12 protein-coding genes and 1 CRISPR repeat array (1 of these 13 only partly in view) are annotated in these 16,056 nt (G+C 46.1%); of the genes, 3 read left to right on the top strand and 9 right to left on the bottom strand.

The genetic code is table 11. The annotated features are described in order from the left end of the window. Positions 1–1,045: a CRISPR direct-repeat array (repeat unit 32 nt; unit sequence GTTTCAATCCACGTTCCCGCGCAGGGAACGAC) (it extends 1,171 nt beyond the left edge of the window). Between the two features lie 378 nt (positions 1,046–1,423). From cas6 to B5G00_RS09245, 4 genes are all read right to left on the bottom strand, one after another. Continuing rightward, positions 1,424–2,311 (bottom strand): CRISPR system precrRNA processing endoribonuclease RAMP protein Cas6, encoded by an 888-nt coding sequence (cas6, locus tag B5G00_RS09260; protein ID WP_087271866.1) that lies wholly within the window; start codon positions 2,309–2,311, stop codon positions 1,424–1,426. Between the two features lie 62 nt (positions 2,312–2,373). Further along, on the bottom strand, positions 2,374–3,741 hold the full coding sequence (gene rlmD / locus B5G00_RS09255) for a 23S rRNA (uracil(1939)-C(5))-methyltransferase RlmD (protein WP_087271962.1): 1,368 nt from the start codon (positions 3,739–3,741) through the stop codon (positions 2,374–2,376). Positions 3,742–3,906: 165 nt separating this feature from the next. Further along, positions 3,907–4,851, bottom strand: coding sequence for a 3'-5' exoribonuclease YhaM family protein (locus tag B5G00_RS09250; protein ID WP_087271864.1), 945 nt, complete (start codon positions 4,849–4,851; stop codon positions 3,907–3,909). A 15-nt stretch (positions 4,852–4,866) separates the two neighbouring features. Beyond that, positions 4,867–6,309 (bottom strand): S1C family serine protease, encoded by a 1,443-nt coding sequence (locus B5G00_RS09245; protein WP_242971327.1) that lies wholly within the window; start codon positions 6,307–6,309, stop codon positions 4,867–4,869. Positions 6,310–6,544: 235 nt separating this feature from the next. Here B5G00_RS09245 and B5G00_RS09240 point away from each other — a divergent pair, with 235 nt between their 5' ends. The 3 genes from B5G00_RS09240 to B5G00_RS09230 are packed head-to-tail and all read left to right on the top strand — an operon-like array spanning position 6,545 to position 11,057. Next, positions 6,545–8,923, top strand: coding sequence for an endonuclease MutS2 (locus tag B5G00_RS09240; RefSeq protein ID WP_087271956.1), 2,379 nt, complete (start codon positions 6,545–6,547; stop codon positions 8,921–8,923). An 11-nt stretch (positions 8,924–8,934) separates the two neighbouring features. After that, positions 8,935–9,639 carry a response regulator transcription factor gene (locus tag B5G00_RS09235; RefSeq protein ID WP_087271861.1) on the top strand — a complete coding sequence of 235 codons (705 nt, stop codon included), beginning with the start codon at positions 8,935–8,937 and terminating at the stop codon, positions 9,637–9,639. After that, a complete protein-coding gene (locus B5G00_RS09230) occupies positions 9,636–11,057 on the top strand; it encodes a sensor histidine kinase (protein ID WP_087271857.1) in 1,422 nt (473 codons plus the stop codon). Before B5G00_RS09235 ends, B5G00_RS09230 begins: the two co-directional genes overlap by 4 nt. 194 nt (positions 11,058–11,251) lie before the next feature. Here B5G00_RS09230 and B5G00_RS09225 read toward each other — a convergent pair whose 3' ends face one another. The 5 genes from B5G00_RS09225 to B5G00_RS09205 all read right to left on the bottom strand — a co-directional run bounded on the left by B5G00_RS09225 (position 11,252) and on the right by B5G00_RS09205 (position 16,041). Continuing rightward, positions 11,252–11,752 carry a tRNA (cytidine(34)-2'-O)-methyltransferase gene (locus B5G00_RS09225; RefSeq protein WP_087271854.1) on the bottom strand — a complete coding sequence of 167 codons (501 nt, stop codon included), beginning with the start codon at positions 11,750–11,752 and terminating at the stop codon, positions 11,252–11,254. Between the two features lie 14 nt (positions 11,753–11,766). After that, the gene (locus B5G00_RS09220; protein WP_087271851.1) at positions 11,767–12,753 is read right to left on the bottom strand and encodes an AIR synthase family protein; all 987 of its coding nucleotides are present in this window, start codon (positions 12,751–12,753) and stop codon (positions 11,767–11,769) included. A gap of 165 nt (positions 12,754–12,918) precedes the next feature. Beyond that, positions 12,919–13,629, bottom strand: coding sequence for a 3'-5' exonuclease (locus B5G00_RS09215; RefSeq protein ID WP_087271847.1), 711 nt, complete (start codon positions 13,627–13,629; stop codon positions 12,919–12,921). Beyond that, positions 13,626–14,282, bottom strand: a complete 657-nt coding sequence (gene nth / locus B5G00_RS09210) for an endonuclease III (protein WP_087271844.1) — start codon at positions 14,280–14,282, stop codon at positions 13,626–13,628. Before nth ends, B5G00_RS09215 begins: the two co-directional genes overlap by 4 nt. Before the next feature lie 22 nt (positions 14,283–14,304). Continuing rightward, positions 14,305–16,041, bottom strand: coding sequence for a B12-binding domain-containing radical SAM protein (locus B5G00_RS09205; protein ID WP_087271841.1), 1,737 nt, complete (start codon positions 16,039–16,041; stop codon positions 14,305–14,307). Between the last annotated feature and the right edge of the window lie 15 nt (positions 16,042–16,056).

The raw sequence follows: 16,056 nt of genomic DNA, 5'->3' as shown, positions 1-16,056 counted from the left end.
TAAAACTATATCGATATTGTATGTTTCAATCCACGTTCCCGCGCAGGGAACGACATACCGCTTCCACCACTGCAACCTCTACTAAGCCGTTTCAATCCACGTTCCCGCGCAGGGAACGACACAGCCATAGCCAATATGCTTATTTTCGTGAAAGTTTCAATCCACGTTCCCGCGCAGGGAACGACAAAGATTTTGTTTAAATGCCGTTCCAGAAATAGTGTTTCAATCCACGTTCCCGCGCAGGGAACGACCTACTAAGTCAAGAGCTTTTTGCTCATTTTCCCGGTTTCAATCCACGTTCCCGCGCAGGGAACGACTTGGTTGATTGACCAATTTTTAGATATTCCGCCCGTTTCAATCCACGTTCCCGCGCAGGGAACGACCCGCCCGAAAAATTATATAGATATAGTAGCATCGGTTTCAATCCACGTTCCCGCGCAGGGAACGACCTACTCGATAGTCGCTCGCTATTTTATCGTAATGTTTCAATCCACGTTCCCGCGCAGGGAACGACCATAGTCACGGCAATATTGGCGTTACCACAAACCAAGTTTCAATCCACGTTCCCGCGCAGGGAACGACAAATATCGCCATACACCATGGTTTTTGCTTTCTCGTTTCAATCCACGTTCCCGCGCAGGGAACGACGACACGGACAGTATACATTCAGGAGTGACGGACGGTTTCAATCCACGTTCCCGCGCAGGGAACGACAAAAAAAGCTGAGGAAGCTGCCAGGAGTACAGCTGTTTCAATCCACGTTCCCGCGCAGGGAACGACTGAAGTTAATAATGGATTGTGAAATCAGAGACATGTTTCAATCCACGTTCCCGCGCAGGGAACGACGTGCTGTCAATAACCCAAGCAACAGATGCAGTAGTTTCAATCCACGTTCCCGCGCAGGGAACGACCCGTCCACTTGATACGTCTGATTTCCGATATACGTGTTTCAATCCACGTTCCCGCGCAGGGAACGACACAGGCAACAGGAGACAGCTCATGGACAATCGCTAGTTTCAATCCACGTTCCCGCGCAGGGAACGACACCAATTTTGTACAAATCATCATCTGATTTGACACTGATTTTTATACAATTATACCAATGTTCTCTTCGCAATGCAAGCTGTATGGCTCTGTCTAAGCCTTTTCAGCCCTTCACGGTACTATCCATTTTGGTGCGAATCTTCTGGCAAATCCATGTTCGCTTAAGATTCGCACTTGTCATCTGTTTCATCTTTTTCTTATTGAACATTGCCAATATACTGAGTTTCTATGATATGCCACTTCTCATTGTCTAAATATTTTTCTCTGACCTCTATAATCTCTGCCTCACGCCCCTGCATACATTTCTACGAGAATAAACCGCCATACTTCCACAACATATCCAACAGACACATCAAAACAATCGTTTCTTCCAACTGTCTCATATAAAATATACTCTTATTTTTCCCATTCCAAATGTTGTATTTCTTCCAATATGCAGTCTTTGTGCTGCATACAGCCATGGTACAAAAGGTGTCAGGTCTCCTCTATATTCCAGCTCCCCCATTAGGCCACTAAAATCCATTTTCCTATTTGTACGATTGGAATAACGCACCATTGGTTCTATTCTAAGCTCTTCTCTTATGGTACATACTTCCGCCGCAAGTGCCTGCAGTTTCTCTGCTTCTGATCTGTCTACCCAGCCTCCATATCTTTCTGCTATCATCGTAATCCGATTTATAATATTCCGTATCAGAGTCATAAATGGTAAGCTTTTTACCATCTGCCCTCCACGCCGGATTCTTAGAGGCGTACATATCTTTATTATCACACCTGTAACCTTTGTCAACTCAAAACCTTGGATAAAGGTTGCGCTCATGTCCAATTTACTGACACTCCCATTACGCCAGATAAGTCTCTGTGTATGGCTATTTACAACTTCTGAGAGACAGAATGGATATCTGTACGCTCCCAGACCAAATTCTTGAATATGTTCTAGCGCTAAGATTAAAGAAGGGGCATATTTTGATGCATTTCCAAATAGCCAAAACTCAAAGTTGATTTTCTCTCCCCGTCTGATCATATTCCGTGGCGCACAAATCTCCGGCGGAATAATCATATACGGCTTTACAACCACCTGGTTTCTATCAGTATCCAGCGATTCACCATTCCGATATAAAAAAGCACTGGCCTCCTTATCCACTTGGAGCAGGGACTGCCCAATCGCCCCTCGCAAGGTTGAGCCAAGAAAAGTCGGTAGTTCTGCCTGTTCTAATGCGAGAAGCGAAATGGCAAGCGGCAAATAACTGATTTCAAAATGTTTATGCATTCGTTCTATTCCTCCTCTTACATTATCATCTGGCCGCATTTCCCCATTGCTCTGCAGCTCATCTATTCATTCCTTCGATTTAAAAGGCATACACTTTCTACATGAACCCCCTGAGGAAACATATCGCACACTGCCACTTTCTCCACCTGATATTCCTTCTCACACAGCACTTTCAAATCCCTTGCAAGTGTTGCAGAGTCGCAGCTTACATACACAATTTTTTCCGGCTGCATTTTCAGCATAGTCTGGAGCACTGCTCCATCGCAGCCTTTTCTTGGGGGATCTACTACGATAACGTCTGCACGGATTCCCTCTTTCTCGTATTTCTCAGGAAGGACCTCCTCCGCTTTTCCCACGAAAAATTCTGCATTGGAAATCCCATTGAGCTTAGCATTTCTTTTGGCGTCCTCGATTGCCGGGGGAACGATTTCCACCCCATAAACCTGTTTTGCCTTCTGGGCCAGAAACAGAGAGATCGTCCCGATTCCGCAGTAAAGGTCCCAGACTGTCTCTTTTCCTGTAAGGCCGGCATATTCCAGGGCAGTTCCGTAAAGTTTTTCTGTCTGTATAGGGTTTACCTGGTAGAAAGACAAGGGAGAAATCTGGTATTGGATTTCTCCAATATAATCTGTGATATACTCTTTTCCCCAAAGAGGGATTATCTTCTCTCCCAGGATTACATTATTCCTCTTTGTATTCACATTCAGGGAGATGCTGGTCATACCTGGAATATACTTTAAAGCCTCCACAAACTTGTCCTGGGCAGGAATCCTGTCCCCATTGATGATCAGGCAGACCATAATTTCTCCGGTTTTAAATCCATATCTGAGAAGGATATGGCGGACCAGTCCTGTTCCAGTCTTTTCATCGTAAGGCTCCACATGACAGGTTTCCATATAGTTCAGAATCCTGTTCAGGATTTCCTGATTTACTTCCACGCCCAGAAGGCAGTCCCGGTTGGCCACAATGCTGTGGGTTCTTCCCGCATAAAATCCGGTAATAATCTTCCCTTCTTTATTGCGTCCTACAGGGAACTGGGCTTTATTTCGGTAGCGCCAGGGTTCCTCCATCCCAATGACTCTATCCGCCTGTATATTGGTAAATCCCCCGATCCGCTGGAGGTTTCCCAGAACTTTGTTCTTCTTAAATTCCAGCTGTTTTTCATAAGAAAGGAATTGCAGCTGGCAGCCTCCACAAGCCCTTGCAATAGAACATCTTGGTTCCCTTCGGTCCTGAGAAGGTTTGAGGACCTGGAGCAGCCGGGCATATCCATAATTTTTTTTAGCTTTCATGATTTTCACTTCTGCCCGGTCACCGATAACTGTGTCCTTTACAAAAAGGGTATAGCCCTCCGCTTTTCCGATACCTTCTCCATCATGTCCCATATCTTCAATATCTATCGTCAAAATATCATTTTTCTTAAATTCCATAGAATCTCCCTCTGTTTTTCTGTTCCTCTCCTGACTGGGCTTTGGTTCTGCAGCATTCAGTGTGCAAGAGCCAGACGCCGTCTTGTACATGGAGGTGCTTTTCATAAAAAAAGCAAAAACTGCCGGCATTCTTTTTTATACCAGTCAGCTTCTGCTTTTTCTCTCTTATAAACTGCTCTTCCGAAGATTGGATTCAAAGAAGCGGTTATATCCCAGCCAGTCTTTCTGCTCTCCTGCTCCGTTGAATATCTCTGTGAGAGTTTCCATCTTGGCGTCTGTATTGTCCGCCAGGTTCAGGGCCACAGCCTCTGCCAGCGCCGGTTTTTTCGGAGAACCATATTCCAGTTCACCGTGATGGGCCAAGATGCAGTGTTTCACTTCACTTTCCAGTTTCTCCGGAAATCCCGGAATTTCTCTGGCCTTGTCATGGATCATTTCTGCTCCCATCATAATATGGCCCAGAAGCTGGCCGTCATCGGTATAATCGTTTTTTGGAAAAGGACTCAGCTCCTTTGTTTTTCCAATGTCATGGAGCATGGCCGTTGTGATCAGCAGGTCCTGATTCAGTATAGGGTAAGTCCTGCAGTAATACTGGCAGAGCTTCACTACACTCAGGGTATGCTCTAAAAGGCCGCCGATAAATCCGTGATGGACCGTCTTTGCTGCAGAATTCCCTTTAAACGCCCGGACAAATTCTTCGTCTTCCTGAAAGAAGCTGACCAGCAGTCTGTGAAGATAAGGATTTTTCACCTGGGCTGCAAGACCCAGCAGTTCCTGATACATAGTATCCACATTCTTGTCGCTTACAGGAAGATAATTTCCAGGCTCATATTCTCCTTCTCCTGCTTTTCTGGCCCGTTTGATACTCACCTGCAGACTCCCCTGAAAACTGGTCACATCTCCTACCACGTCTATGTAATCCAGAGGCTCGAATTCATCGATTCCCAGAGAATTCGGCTCCCAGATTTTTCCGTCAATAGTCCCTGTTTTATCCTGAAGAATCAGATTTTCATAAGGCTTCCCGTTTTTAGTTACTGCCGCCTGTTTGTGTTTGCATAAATATATACCTGAAATCTTTTCCCCTTCCCGGAGTTCGTTAATAAATTTCATCTTTCAATGCCCTTTCTATTTTGCCTTTAGCGTAACCTCAAAGGATACTTCCACATAACCTTCCGTTCCCTGGCGCATGGCCTTGACTTTTATGGTATCTCCGTTTTTGCAGGCTTTCATCTGCTGCTGGTATCCTTTGACAGTCTCCACTTTTTCTCCATTGACTTCCGTAATCACATCGCCGTTCTGGATCCCCACCTGCATAGCAGGAGAATCCACCTCTACTTTTTCCACAAAAACTCCCACCGGGATTCCCTTCTTTTCGGAAATCTCTGAGGTGATATTCTCTCCGGTAATGCCCATATAGATAATATCCTGATTGCCTGAAAGGGTCTGGATCAATTCTCTGCTGTCAGAAATAGACAGACCTGTGATGAGATTCTGGGTATCTTCATTAGCAAAAGACTGGGCAATAATGCCGATAATCTCCCCATCCAAATTTACAATCACGCCGCTTCCCTGGCTGCTGCCGGTAATATCGGTGGTAATAAGACCATATTCTGCATCTATCTTAGATACTGTATTTGAAGTAGAAGTTACGATTCCGTAGCCAACAGAATCACTATACCCCATAGGACAGCCAATTGCAAGCACAGGTTCTCCCTGTCTTACATTATAGGACTCGCCCAAGGGTGCAATAGCTACTGCCTGCTGGGTCTCTGCAGGCACTTCTGACTTCGGAACCTTTAAAATAGCAAAGCCAGTATTGGTATCTGCTTTCTGGAACCGGGCTTCAATCATCTTTCCATCACAAAAAGTAACATGGATCCGGTCTACCTTTTCCACGATCCGATACTCTGTAAGGATATAATATTCTTCTCCGCTTTCTGCCACCAAAAGTCCGGAAATCGAACTCTCATAAGGCGTCTGGAACCAGTCCTGGGTATTCTGGCTGCTGGTAACCGTTACTATAGCCTTTTCCGCTTCCTGAGCAGTTGAAAAAATATCCGCATATAAAGTCTGATAATCCTCTGGGGTCATTTCCTGGATGATTGTTGTCTGTTCCTGGGTATCCTCCTGTTCTTCTTCCTGAGTATCTTCCTGTTCTTCCTCAGTCTCTTCCGTACTGTTCTGAAACTGTACCTCCTGGGCGCTTTTTCTCGCCCTTGCCTCTTCCAGGAATGCCGGCGCCAGGGCACCGAAAACCAGGGCTGCCGCCAACCCAAATACTGCGCCGGAGCCCACCAGCTTTCCTGCCTGTCTGGCTATTTTCTTTTTATCCAGAGGTTTTGCTTTAATTGTCTCTTTCATAAATTCATAAGAGCTTCCGTCATCTTCCGTCTCCGCCGCTTCCAGAGAGTTCTCCTGTTTCTGAGTCTCTTCTGCAGCTTCCCGGGTATTCTCCTGGACCTGACTCTCCTTTCCCGGTTCCGGAACTCTTTCCTGTTCCCCTTTCTTTTCTGGGGTCTCCCGGGATTCTTCATACGCCTGTATCTCTTCTCTTCTATCTTCGCCCATATCCTTTGCTCTCCGTCTGTCAGATTCACAAATGCTCAACGGCATATTTTTGTCTATTATACTGAAAATTTATGAACTTTTTATGAAGAATATACAAATAAACATCTTTCTAAAAGAAAAAAAGAAGCCCAAAACCTTTTCATTCTCAGGCATTTCATGTAGAATAGAGAAGACATACAAGTGTCCCCTGAGGCCTTTGCCCCAGGAAAAAATGGAATCTGACAAGGTGGACAATATGAATGAAAAAGCATTAAAGACTTTAGAATATTATAAAATCACAGAGCAGCTGGAGAGTTTTGCCACTTCCAGCCTTGGAAAGGACATGTGCCGGCGCCTTATGCCCTCTGCGGAACTGGCAGAGATTGAGCTTATGCAGCAGGAAACGGCTGACGCACTTTCCCGGGTCTATCAGAAAGGCTCCCTTTCCTTCGGCGGAGTGAAGGATATCCGTGGTTCTCTGAAAAGGTTGGAAGTAGGTGCTTCTCTTGGAACCGGAGAGCTTCTGGATATTGCAGGACTTCTGGAAAATGCCGGACGGGCCAAAGCCTATTCCCGGAAAGACACAGAGGATGAGAATACCGATTCCCTGGACGGAATGTTTCAGGTTCTGGAACCTCTTACTCCCCTGTCTTCAGAAATCCGCCGCTGTATCCTGACTCCGGAAGAAATTGCAGATGACGCCAGTCCGGGACTCCGTCAGGTACGCCGGAATATGAAAAACATCAATGAAAAAATACACAGCCAGCTGTCTTCCTACATCAGCGGAAGTGCCAGGACCTATCTTCAGGACGGAGTGATTACCATGCGTAATGGACGATACTGTATTCCTGTAAAATCAGAATACAGAGGTCAGGTCCCCGGAATGATACATGACCAGTCCTCCACTGGCTCAACAGTATTCGTAGAGCCTATGGCTGTAGTAAAACTGAATAATGATCTGCGGGAACTGGAGGCCAAAGAACAGGCAGAGATTGAAATCATTCTCTCCAATCTCAGCCAGGCTGCCGCCGAAAGTCTGGAACTGATCCAGGACGATCTGAAAATTCTGGCCCAGCTTGACTTTATCTTCGCCCGGGCTCTTCTGGCCAAGTCTCAGAACGCCACAGAACCCAAGTTTAACACTGAGGGCATTATCGATTTAAAGAAAGCCCGGCATCCATTGATCGAAAAGCATCAGGTAGTCCCTATTGACATCCGTCTGGGAGAAACCTTCGACCTTCTCATCGTTACCGGCCCCAACACCGGCGGAAAGACGGTGTCACTGAAAACAGTAGGACTCCTCACTCTTATGGGACAGTCAGGACTTCATATTCCCGCTTTTGACAACTCCCGTCTCAGCGTGTTTAAAGAGGTTTATGCTGACATTGGAGACGAGCAGAGCATTGAACAGTCTCTCAGTACCTTTTCCTCTCACATGACCAATGTGGTCCGTTTTCTGGAAAAGGCAGACCGGGATTCCCTGGTCCTCTTCGACGAACTGGGAGCCGGAACCGACCCTACGGAAGGTGCGGCTCTGGCCATTGCCATACTTTCCCATCTCCACAGGCAGGGAATCCGTACAATGGCAACCACACACTACAGCGAACTGAAAGTTTATGCGCTCTCCACTCAGGGGGTAGAGAATGCCTCCTGTGAATTTGATGTAGAAACCCTCCGGCCTACCTACCGCCTCCTTATCGGCGTTCCCGGAAAGAGCAACGCTTTTGCGATTTCCAGTAAACTGGGTCTGCCGGATTATATTATTGAAAAGGCTAAAGAGCAGATCAGTCAGGAGGATGAATCTTTTGAGGATGTGCTCACTTCTCTGGAAGAAAGCCGGAAAACCATTGAATCAGAACAGGAGGAAATCGCAAAATACAAAGAAGAGATTAAGGAACTGAAGGCTCGGCTGGAGGCCAAAGAAGACCGGCTGGATCAGCAGAAGGAAAAAATCCTGAGAAATGCTAATGAAGAAGCCCACCGGATTCTGCGGGAGGCTAAGGAATATGCAGACCAGACCATGAAGATTTTCAACAAAGCCGGCAAAGAGACCCTCAGTGCCAAAGAACTGGAGGCTCAAAGGGAAAAGCTCCGGAAACGCGTCAATGATACGGGAAAGAAAATCGCTCTGAAAACTCCGGAGAAAAAGAAATCTTCTCTTACGCCCAAGGATATTTCCCTGGGAGACAGCGTTCGGGTATTAAGCCTGAATGTAAAAGGCACGATCAGTTCCAAACCAGACGCCAAGGGTATGGTCTATGTACAGATGGGTATTCTCCGCTCTAAAGTAGCTCTTTCCGATCTGGAGCTTATTGACGAGCCAGTGATCACCGGACCATCTCTTCAGAAAACAGGAGCCGGAAAAATCCGTATGAGTAAATCCGCTTCTGTGAGAACAGAGATTAATCTTCTTGGAAAAACTGTAGATGAAGCCGTAGCAGAACTGGATAAGTATCTGGACGACGCTTATCTGGCTCATTTAAGCAGTGTCCGTATCGTACACGGCAAAGGCACCGGCGCTTTGCGGAAAGGCGTTCATAATTATCTGAAACGTCTGAAATACGTAGATAATTTCCATCTGGCGGAATTTGGAGAAGGAGACGCCGGGGTAACTATTGTAGAATTTAAAAAGTAAGGGGGATAAATATGGCTGTAAAACAGAAAATACTCATTGTAGATGACGACAACAATATTGCAGAGCTGATCTCTCTGTATCTTACCAAGGAATGTTACGACACCAAAATTGTAAATGACGGAGAAGAGGCCCTGAAGGCTTTCGCCTCTTTTGCTCCCAATCTGATCCTGCTGGATCTGATGCTGCCAGGAATGGACGGCTATCAGGTGTGCCGGGAAATCCGTCATAAATCCAATGTACCTATTATCATGCTCTCCGCCAAGGGAGAGATTTTTGACAAGGTCCTGGGCTTGGAGCTTGGCGCAGACGACTATATGATCAAACCCTTTGACTCCAAAGAGCTGGTGGCCAGAGTAAAAGCGGTTCTTCGCAGATATCAGCCTACGGTGGCCCCCGCCACTCAGCCTGCGGGAAAATATGTGGAATATCCGGATCTGGCCATTAACCTGACCAATTACTCGGTAATCTATTACGGAAACCAGATCGACATGCCTCCAAAGGAACTGGAGCTTCTTTATTTCCTGGCTTCTTCTCCCAATCAGGTGTTTACCAGAGAGCAGCTTTTGGACCATATCTGGGGCTATGAATACATCGGAGATACCAGAACTGTAGACGTACACATTAAGCGTCTCAGGGAAAAGATAAAAGACCACCCGGCCTGGTCTATTGCCACCGTCTGGGGAATCGGCTATAAATTTGAGGTTAAAAACAAATGAAAAAATACCTGTATATAAAATTTGTCCTGGCATTTTTTATACTGGGTTTTATCGGCTTTTTCACGGTGGCCCTGGCAGGCAGCTCCATGGCAGAGCGGCATGTGGAATCCGTATACAGCAACCAGCTGTACCGGGAGGCCACAGACATTGCCTCCAACCGGGCCACCAAGTATTACAGAGAAACGATTTCGCCGGAAGACACCTACCAGAATCTCTGTACCGTAGCCTCCTACCAGGACTGCTCTATCTGGCTGATCAGTCCTCAGGGAGAAATCCTCATGAACACAGATGAAGAACTGTACACAGAGGATTATCCTGTGATCGAGGACTTTGATCCGGGAACTGCCAGCGGCTCTTATTATCAGGTGGGAAATTTTTTCAACGAATTTTCCCAGGAGCAGTTAAGCGTTATGGTTCCTGTAACCTTGAATATGAGCGTAAATGGGTATGTGGCCATCCACCTGCCCATGTCTGTAATATACGAGCAGCGAGATGATATTTTAAATATCATTTATATAGTCTTTTTCGTTTTCCTGGCAATCCTGGCAGCCATTATCCCGGTTTTTTCTTTTATGATCTACCGGCCTCTGAAAAAAATCATTCAGGGAGCAGACGCTTTCGCCTCAGGAAATCTGAAATATAATATCCCCTTGGATAAGGAAGATGAGCTGGGTTATCTGGCTCTGACTCTGAACTATATGTCAGATGAACTGGACATGACAGGGAACTATCAGAAAAAGTTTATTGCCAACGTGTCTCATGATTTCCGCTCTCCCCTTACCTCTATTAAAGGGTACACGGAAGCTATCCTGGACGGGACTATTCCCCCTGAGCTCCAGGAAAAATATCTGAAAATCGTAGTCTTTGAAACAGACCGGCTTTATAAGCTGACAGAAAGTCTTCTGACCCTGAATAATCTGGACCAGAAGGGCAGGCACCTGGACTATTCGGATTTTGATATCAACAATGTGATCAAAACCACCGCTGCCACCTTTGAAGGAACCTGCAGGGACCGGCGGATTTCCATTGAACTGCTCCTTACAGGACAGACTCTTTTTGTCCACGCAGACATGGTCCAGATCCAGCAGGTGCTTTATAACCTTATTGACAACGCCATTAAGTTCAGTCCCGAAGATTCTGTAATTAAAATTGAATCTTCCCTGAAACACGAAACTGTCTTCGTCTCTGTAAAAGATATGGGATGCGGTATTGCCAAGGCAAATCTGTCCAAAATCTGGGACAGATTTTATAAGATTGATTCTTCCAGAGGAAAGGACCGGAAGGGCACAGGCCTGGGCCTTTCTATTGTAAAGGAAATCATCAATGCCCACCAGCAGAATATCAACGTGATCAGCACAGAAGGGGTTGGCACGGAATTTATTTTTACCCTGGCCAAAAGTCAGGAAAAAGAAATCTGAGCCCGGGAAACCATATCAGCCTGCTTCCTTTTCCGAAAGTCAAAAGGAGCTGCTGCATTAATCATATGTCAGAAATATTTATACATTTTATGCGAATTCGTCGAGCACTGCTTTGAGACCATAGGCTCAAAGCGGCGCAGACTGAGCAAGAAAATGTATAAATATTCTCGATTTTGATTAATGCAGCAGCTCCTTTATTTCCACTGATATTTTGTCAAATGTCCTTCCAGCTGCATATGGTCGAAACGATTCTGCCGCAGAGCCTCATAAAGGACAATGGCCACAGAGTTGCTGAGATTCAGCGAACGGATATCCCCTATCATGGGAATCCGGATAGCAGTCTCCTGGTTCTCCAAAAGGATTTCCTCGGGAATCCCGGCGCTTTCCTTTCCGAACATAATATAGCAGTCCTCTTCGTAATGAACCTCTGTGTAAATCTGAGGGGCTTTGGTCGTAGCCATATAAATCTTTGCCCCGGGATTTTTTTCCAGGAAATCCTGGTAGTTCAGATAAGTGGTCACATCCAGGTCTTTCCAGTAGTCCATCCCTGCTCTTTTAATAGCCTTCTCATTCAGCCTGAATCCTAAAGGCTCTATAAGATGAAGTCTGGTTCCTGTAGCCACACAGGTCCTGCCGATATTTCCTGTGTTGGCAGGAATTTCCGGCTCATACAGTACAATATTCAACTTTGCCATTTTTTCTTCCTCTGTTACTGATAGATTTTGTAGAGTTCATCGCTCTGAGGCTTATCCAGGTATCTGGTGTCTTCACCATTTCTCAGTATCCTGTCATTTCCTTCAGTAGCTTTCCCAACTACGGAGGCAGGGATTCCTGCCTGCTTCAGTTTCTCTGCCAGGCTGTACCCGTCATCTGCAGCGATCATCATAGAACCGCTGGACATGAGGATATAAGGGTTCAGGCCCAGAGTCTCGCATACCTCTACGGTTTCCTGACGGATGGGAATTTTTTTCAGGTCAATGTCCAGGCCTACGCCGGAACCGCTTCCCATTTCCCAGAGAGCCCCGAAAACTCCTCCCTCAGTAATATCATGCATAGCAGAAATGCTCCACTCTCTTGCAATCCTGGCCTCAGGAAGCACAGAAAGATACTGGTCAAAATTCTTGGCAGTCTCTACAAAAGAAGGGGCGAATTTTTCCAGAAGCTCTGTTTCCTTTTCTTTTGCTGCTACAGATGTACCTTCCAGGCCAATCCACTTAGTGATCACAATATCCTGGCCAGGTCTTACAGCAGCTGTAGTCAGCACTCTGTTCTTTTTCATCTTTCCCACGCCAGTAAGCGAAATCAGCGGCTGCTTTACCACATGGGTAATCTCTGTGTGTCCGCCCATGACTTCCATGTTCAGCTCTTTACAGGCCCTTTCTACTCCCCGCATCATCTCTTTAAGTTCCTCTTCCCTGGTATCCGGAGTGAGAAGGATCGTCAGCATAACTCCCAGAGGGTCTGCTCCGGAAGCAGCCAGATCATTGGCTGTAATATGGACGCTGTGCCGTCCAATGTCCTTCGTAGTTCCGGTGATAGGGTCTGTAGAAAGTACAAAAACCTCTCCCTCTCCCAGTTCCACTACGGCACAGTCCTGACCCACTGCAGGGCCTACCAGCACCTCATCTCTTCTGTGCTCTACCTCTTTCAAAACGGAACGTATCAGCATAGGTTCCGGTAATTTCCCAATTTTCATCTTCCAAACCTCCGTCTCCAGGGGCCCGCCCCCTGGTCTTACCTGTTGTTATTCCTACAATGCATATGCCGCCATGGGCACCACCATAGCCAGCACGATGATCACGGCCAGCACAGCTGCAAAAATCCGCTGTTTTTTAGAATCCTTTCTATTTCTCATATTCTCTTACCTCACAATCTTTCCATAAGTTCCAAGAATTGTATCGATCAACCGGGAGGCTTCGTTTTTAGTCAGACTCTCCGGCTCTGTGTCAAGGTTTATTCTATGATATTTTACTAAATCCTGCAAGTAACGTTTTTGGGCCGGAGTAATAGGGCCCTGGCGCTTCACTTTGCAGATCAGTTCCTGAGGGCAGAAAAGCTGGGGATTTTTCTCTTCAAACTCTTCCCGGAGCCTTTCATAAAGGCGGAAAGTAGTCAGAGCGTCCTCTGAGGCCCTGTGGGCTTCTTCCTGAGGAAGGTGGTAATACTGTCTCAGGTTCTGAAGACTTTTGCTCTCCAGGTCCGGCAGAAGATTTCTGGCAAGCTTCAGAGTATCCATACCCTTTTTCTCAAAATCCATGCCCATATTCACTGCACTATGCTTTACGAAGCTATAATCAAACATAATATTATGGCCCAGAAGAGGAAGTTCCCCGCAGAAATCCAGAAGACCTTTCACTGCCTCCTGTCCAAAGGGTTTTCCCTCCACCATCCGGCTGCTGATACCGGTAAGCTCTGTGATCCTCTCCGGGATTTTCGTCTGCGGGTCCACCAAAGTAGCATAGGTCTCCTGTATCTGACCATCTCGGATCTTCACTGCTCCGATTTCAATGATCCTGTCCTTTTTCGGTTCCAGACCTGTAGTCTCCAGGTCCAGAGATACATATTCTCTCATGATTTTTTCCTGCTTTTCTTTTGCTTTTCTTTATACTCTGTACAATATTCTGTCAGGAAACATTCCTGGCATTTCGGGGACCTGGCAAAGCAGATCTGGCGCCCAAAAGTAATGATCTGGATATTGTAGAGGATCCAGTGGTCCTTTGGCAGCACCTTCATCAGCTCCATCTCTATCTTCTCCGGATCTGTTTCTTTTGTAAATCCCAGCCGCCTTGAAATCCTTTTAACATGGGTATCTACCACTATACTGGGCTCATGGAAAATATTTCCCCTGATCACATTGGCAGTTTTTCTCCCCACTCCGGGAAGACTTACCAGGTCTTCCAGACTTTCCGGCACTTTCCCGTCAAACTCCAGGCAGATTTTCCTGGCACATCCAATAATATTCTTCGCCTTGTTATGATAGAATCCCGTAGGCTTGATATCCTGTTCCAGCTCTTCCAGGTCTGCCCTGGCGAAAGCCTCCATATCCGGATATTTCTGAAACAGGTCCTTGGTCACCACATTCACCCTGGCATCGGTACACTGGGCGCTGAGCATAGTGGCTACCAGAAGCTGTTCCGGGGTCTCATAATTTAAATAACATTTATATTCTCTGGTATAAACCTCATCCAGCCTGGCAAGAATCTCTTTTGTCCTTTTTGAAGCCATGATCCACCTCTTTCTCTGTTCCTTACAGTTCCACCAGAAAAGCCGCCGCATCCCAGGTCAGGGGGCTTCTCTTCTGATAATCAAAAAGCACCGGATAAATTCCCTCTTCCTTCTTTCCTTCTGCTACATTCCAGGAAAAAATTTCCAGGTGGGTCATTTTTTCCATCTGTCTGGAAGAATACTCTCGGTATCCGGAAAGATATCGAGGCCCTTCTTTTTCTCTCTCATAAAAAGCCTGAATCTTGTCTTTATAAGCCTTTCTCTCCGGCGCCCAGGAAGGTCTGGTCTTCATATTTTCCCTGGCGTAAAGGTCATAGACCATCAGCTGCCGGTAAAACTCCAGGCAGGAAATCCCTGCCGTTTCCAAAAATTCCAGAAGAATTTCATATCTGCGGATCCTGGAATGGGACAAAGTGTCATATCCTTTTTCCTCATAAAATTTCCCAAGTGCTTCATAGAAGGAAAATGGCTCCGGGAATTCTTGTACTGCGGCCTGTATGGTATGAGAAAACTGCCCGCTGTTGTAATAGATTTCCGTCATCTCTTCTACGCTTTTCAGGCGGATAATATCCTGATAGGAAAGCCACCGGGTTCCGAGAACTTCATAGGGTTCCCTGTCTTTATAGAGACAGCCGTAGTCTTGGGCCTTTTCATGCATATAAGAGCCCTTCAGGACTTTTAAAAATCCCAGCTGAAGCTGGTTTGGAGAAAGGGCATAGACCTCATTGAAAGATTTCCGGAAACTCTCATAGTCCTCCCAGGGAAGTCCCGCGATCAAGTCCAGATGCTGATGGATATTCCCTCCTTCATTCACTGCCAGTACATTGGCCGCGATCTTTTCAAAGGGAGCGTACCTGCGGATTTCCCGAAGGGTCTTTTTATTGGTAGACTGAACTCCGATTTCCAGCTGTATCAGTCCGGGACGCATGGTCCTGATCAGCTCTATTTCCTTTTGAGTGAGAAGGTCGGCGCCAATCTCAAAGTGAAAATTCGTCACTCCATTGTCGTGTTCCTTAATATACTGCCATATTTCCAGGGCATGGCTCTCCCGGCAGTTAAAGGTCCTGTCTACAAATTTTACCTGAGGCACTTTATGCTCCAGGAAAATCCCCAGTTCCTTTTTTACCAGTTCCAGACTTTTAAACCGAAGTTTTTTGTCCACAGAAGACAGACAGTAGCTGCAGGAAAAAGGACAGCCTCTGCTGCTCTCATAGTACAGGATCTTATGAGCAAATAAAGACAGGTCTTCATAGGGAAATACCAGCCAGTCCATGTCCAGAACTTCCGGAAATCCGGTATTTACCAGGCTCTCCTTGTCCCGGAAACAGATTCCCGGAACAGTAGAAAGAGCACGGCCATCTTCCAGCCCAGAGTTTACATAATATTTTACCAGATTCCGGAAAGTTTCTTCTCCCTCTCCCAGCATAACGCCAAAGACCTCCGGCATTTCCCTGAGAAAGTTCTCTGCATCATAGGATACTTCTGGTCCACCTGTCCAGATAACCGTGTCCGGCAAAATCTTATGAATATCTCTGATAAGTTCTTTCACATAAGAAATATTCCAGATATAACAGGAAAAACACAGAACCCTGGGGGCCCTGTGATATATATCCTTCAATATCTGGTCTTTTTCCTGATTAATCGTATATTCCCTCAGAGAAATCCTCTGAGAGAACTCCTGGCAGTAAGCCTTCAGGCTGTAGACTGCCAGGTTTGTATGAATATATTTTGCATTTACCGCTGCAAGAAGAATATCCATTTATTTCTCCTTCTA

This window comes from Blautia sp. An46, assembly GCF_002161645.1.
Classification (GTDB): Bacteria; Bacillota; Clostridia; order Lachnospirales; family Lachnospiraceae; genus Blautia; species Blautia ornithocaccae.
Note: the sequence above shows the minus strand (reverse complement) of the source record. Positions and strands in the feature narration are given on the sequence as shown.

Bases quoted from the DNA above. Each gene is read 5' to 3' on its own strand.
- cas6 (WP_087271866.1), bottom strand. From the start codon at position 2,311: ATGCATAAACATTTTGAAATCAGTTATTTGCCGCTTGCCATTTCGCTT.
- rlmD (WP_087271962.1), bottom strand. From the start codon at position 3,741: ATGGAATTTAAGAAAAATGATATTTTGACGATAGATATTGAAGATATG.
- B5G00_RS09250 (WP_087271864.1), bottom strand. From the start codon at position 4,851: ATGAAATTTATTAACGAACTCCGGGAAGGGGAAAAGATTTCAGGTATA.
- B5G00_RS09245 (WP_242971327.1), bottom strand. From the start codon at position 6,309: ATGGGCGAAGATAGAAGAGAAGAGATACAGGCGTATGAAGAATCCCGG.
- B5G00_RS09240 (WP_087271956.1), top strand. From the start codon at position 6,545: ATGAATGAAAAAGCATTAAAGACTTTAGAATATTATAAAATCACAGAG.
- B5G00_RS09235 (WP_087271861.1), top strand. From the start codon at position 8,935: ATGGCTGTAAAACAGAAAATACTCATTGTAGATGACGACAACAATATT.
- B5G00_RS09230 (WP_087271857.1), top strand. From the start codon at position 9,636: ATGAAAAAATACCTGTATATAAAATTTGTCCTGGCATTTTTTATACTG.
- B5G00_RS09225 (WP_087271854.1), bottom strand. From the start codon at position 11,752: ATGGCAAAGTTGAATATTGTACTGTATGAGCCGGAAATTCCTGCCAAC.
- B5G00_RS09220 (WP_087271851.1), bottom strand. From the start codon at position 12,753: ATGAAAATTGGGAAATTACCGGAACCTATGCTGATACGTTCCGTTTTG.
- B5G00_RS09215 (WP_087271847.1), bottom strand. From the start codon at position 13,629: ATGAGAGAATATGTATCTCTGGACCTGGAGACTACAGGTCTGGAACCG.
- nth (WP_087271844.1), bottom strand. From the start codon at position 14,282: ATGGCTTCAAAAAGGACAAAAGAGATTCTTGCCAGGCTGGATGAGGTT.
- B5G00_RS09205 (WP_087271841.1), bottom strand. From the start codon at position 16,041: ATGGATATTCTTCTTGCAGCGGTAAATGCAAAATATATTCATACAAAC.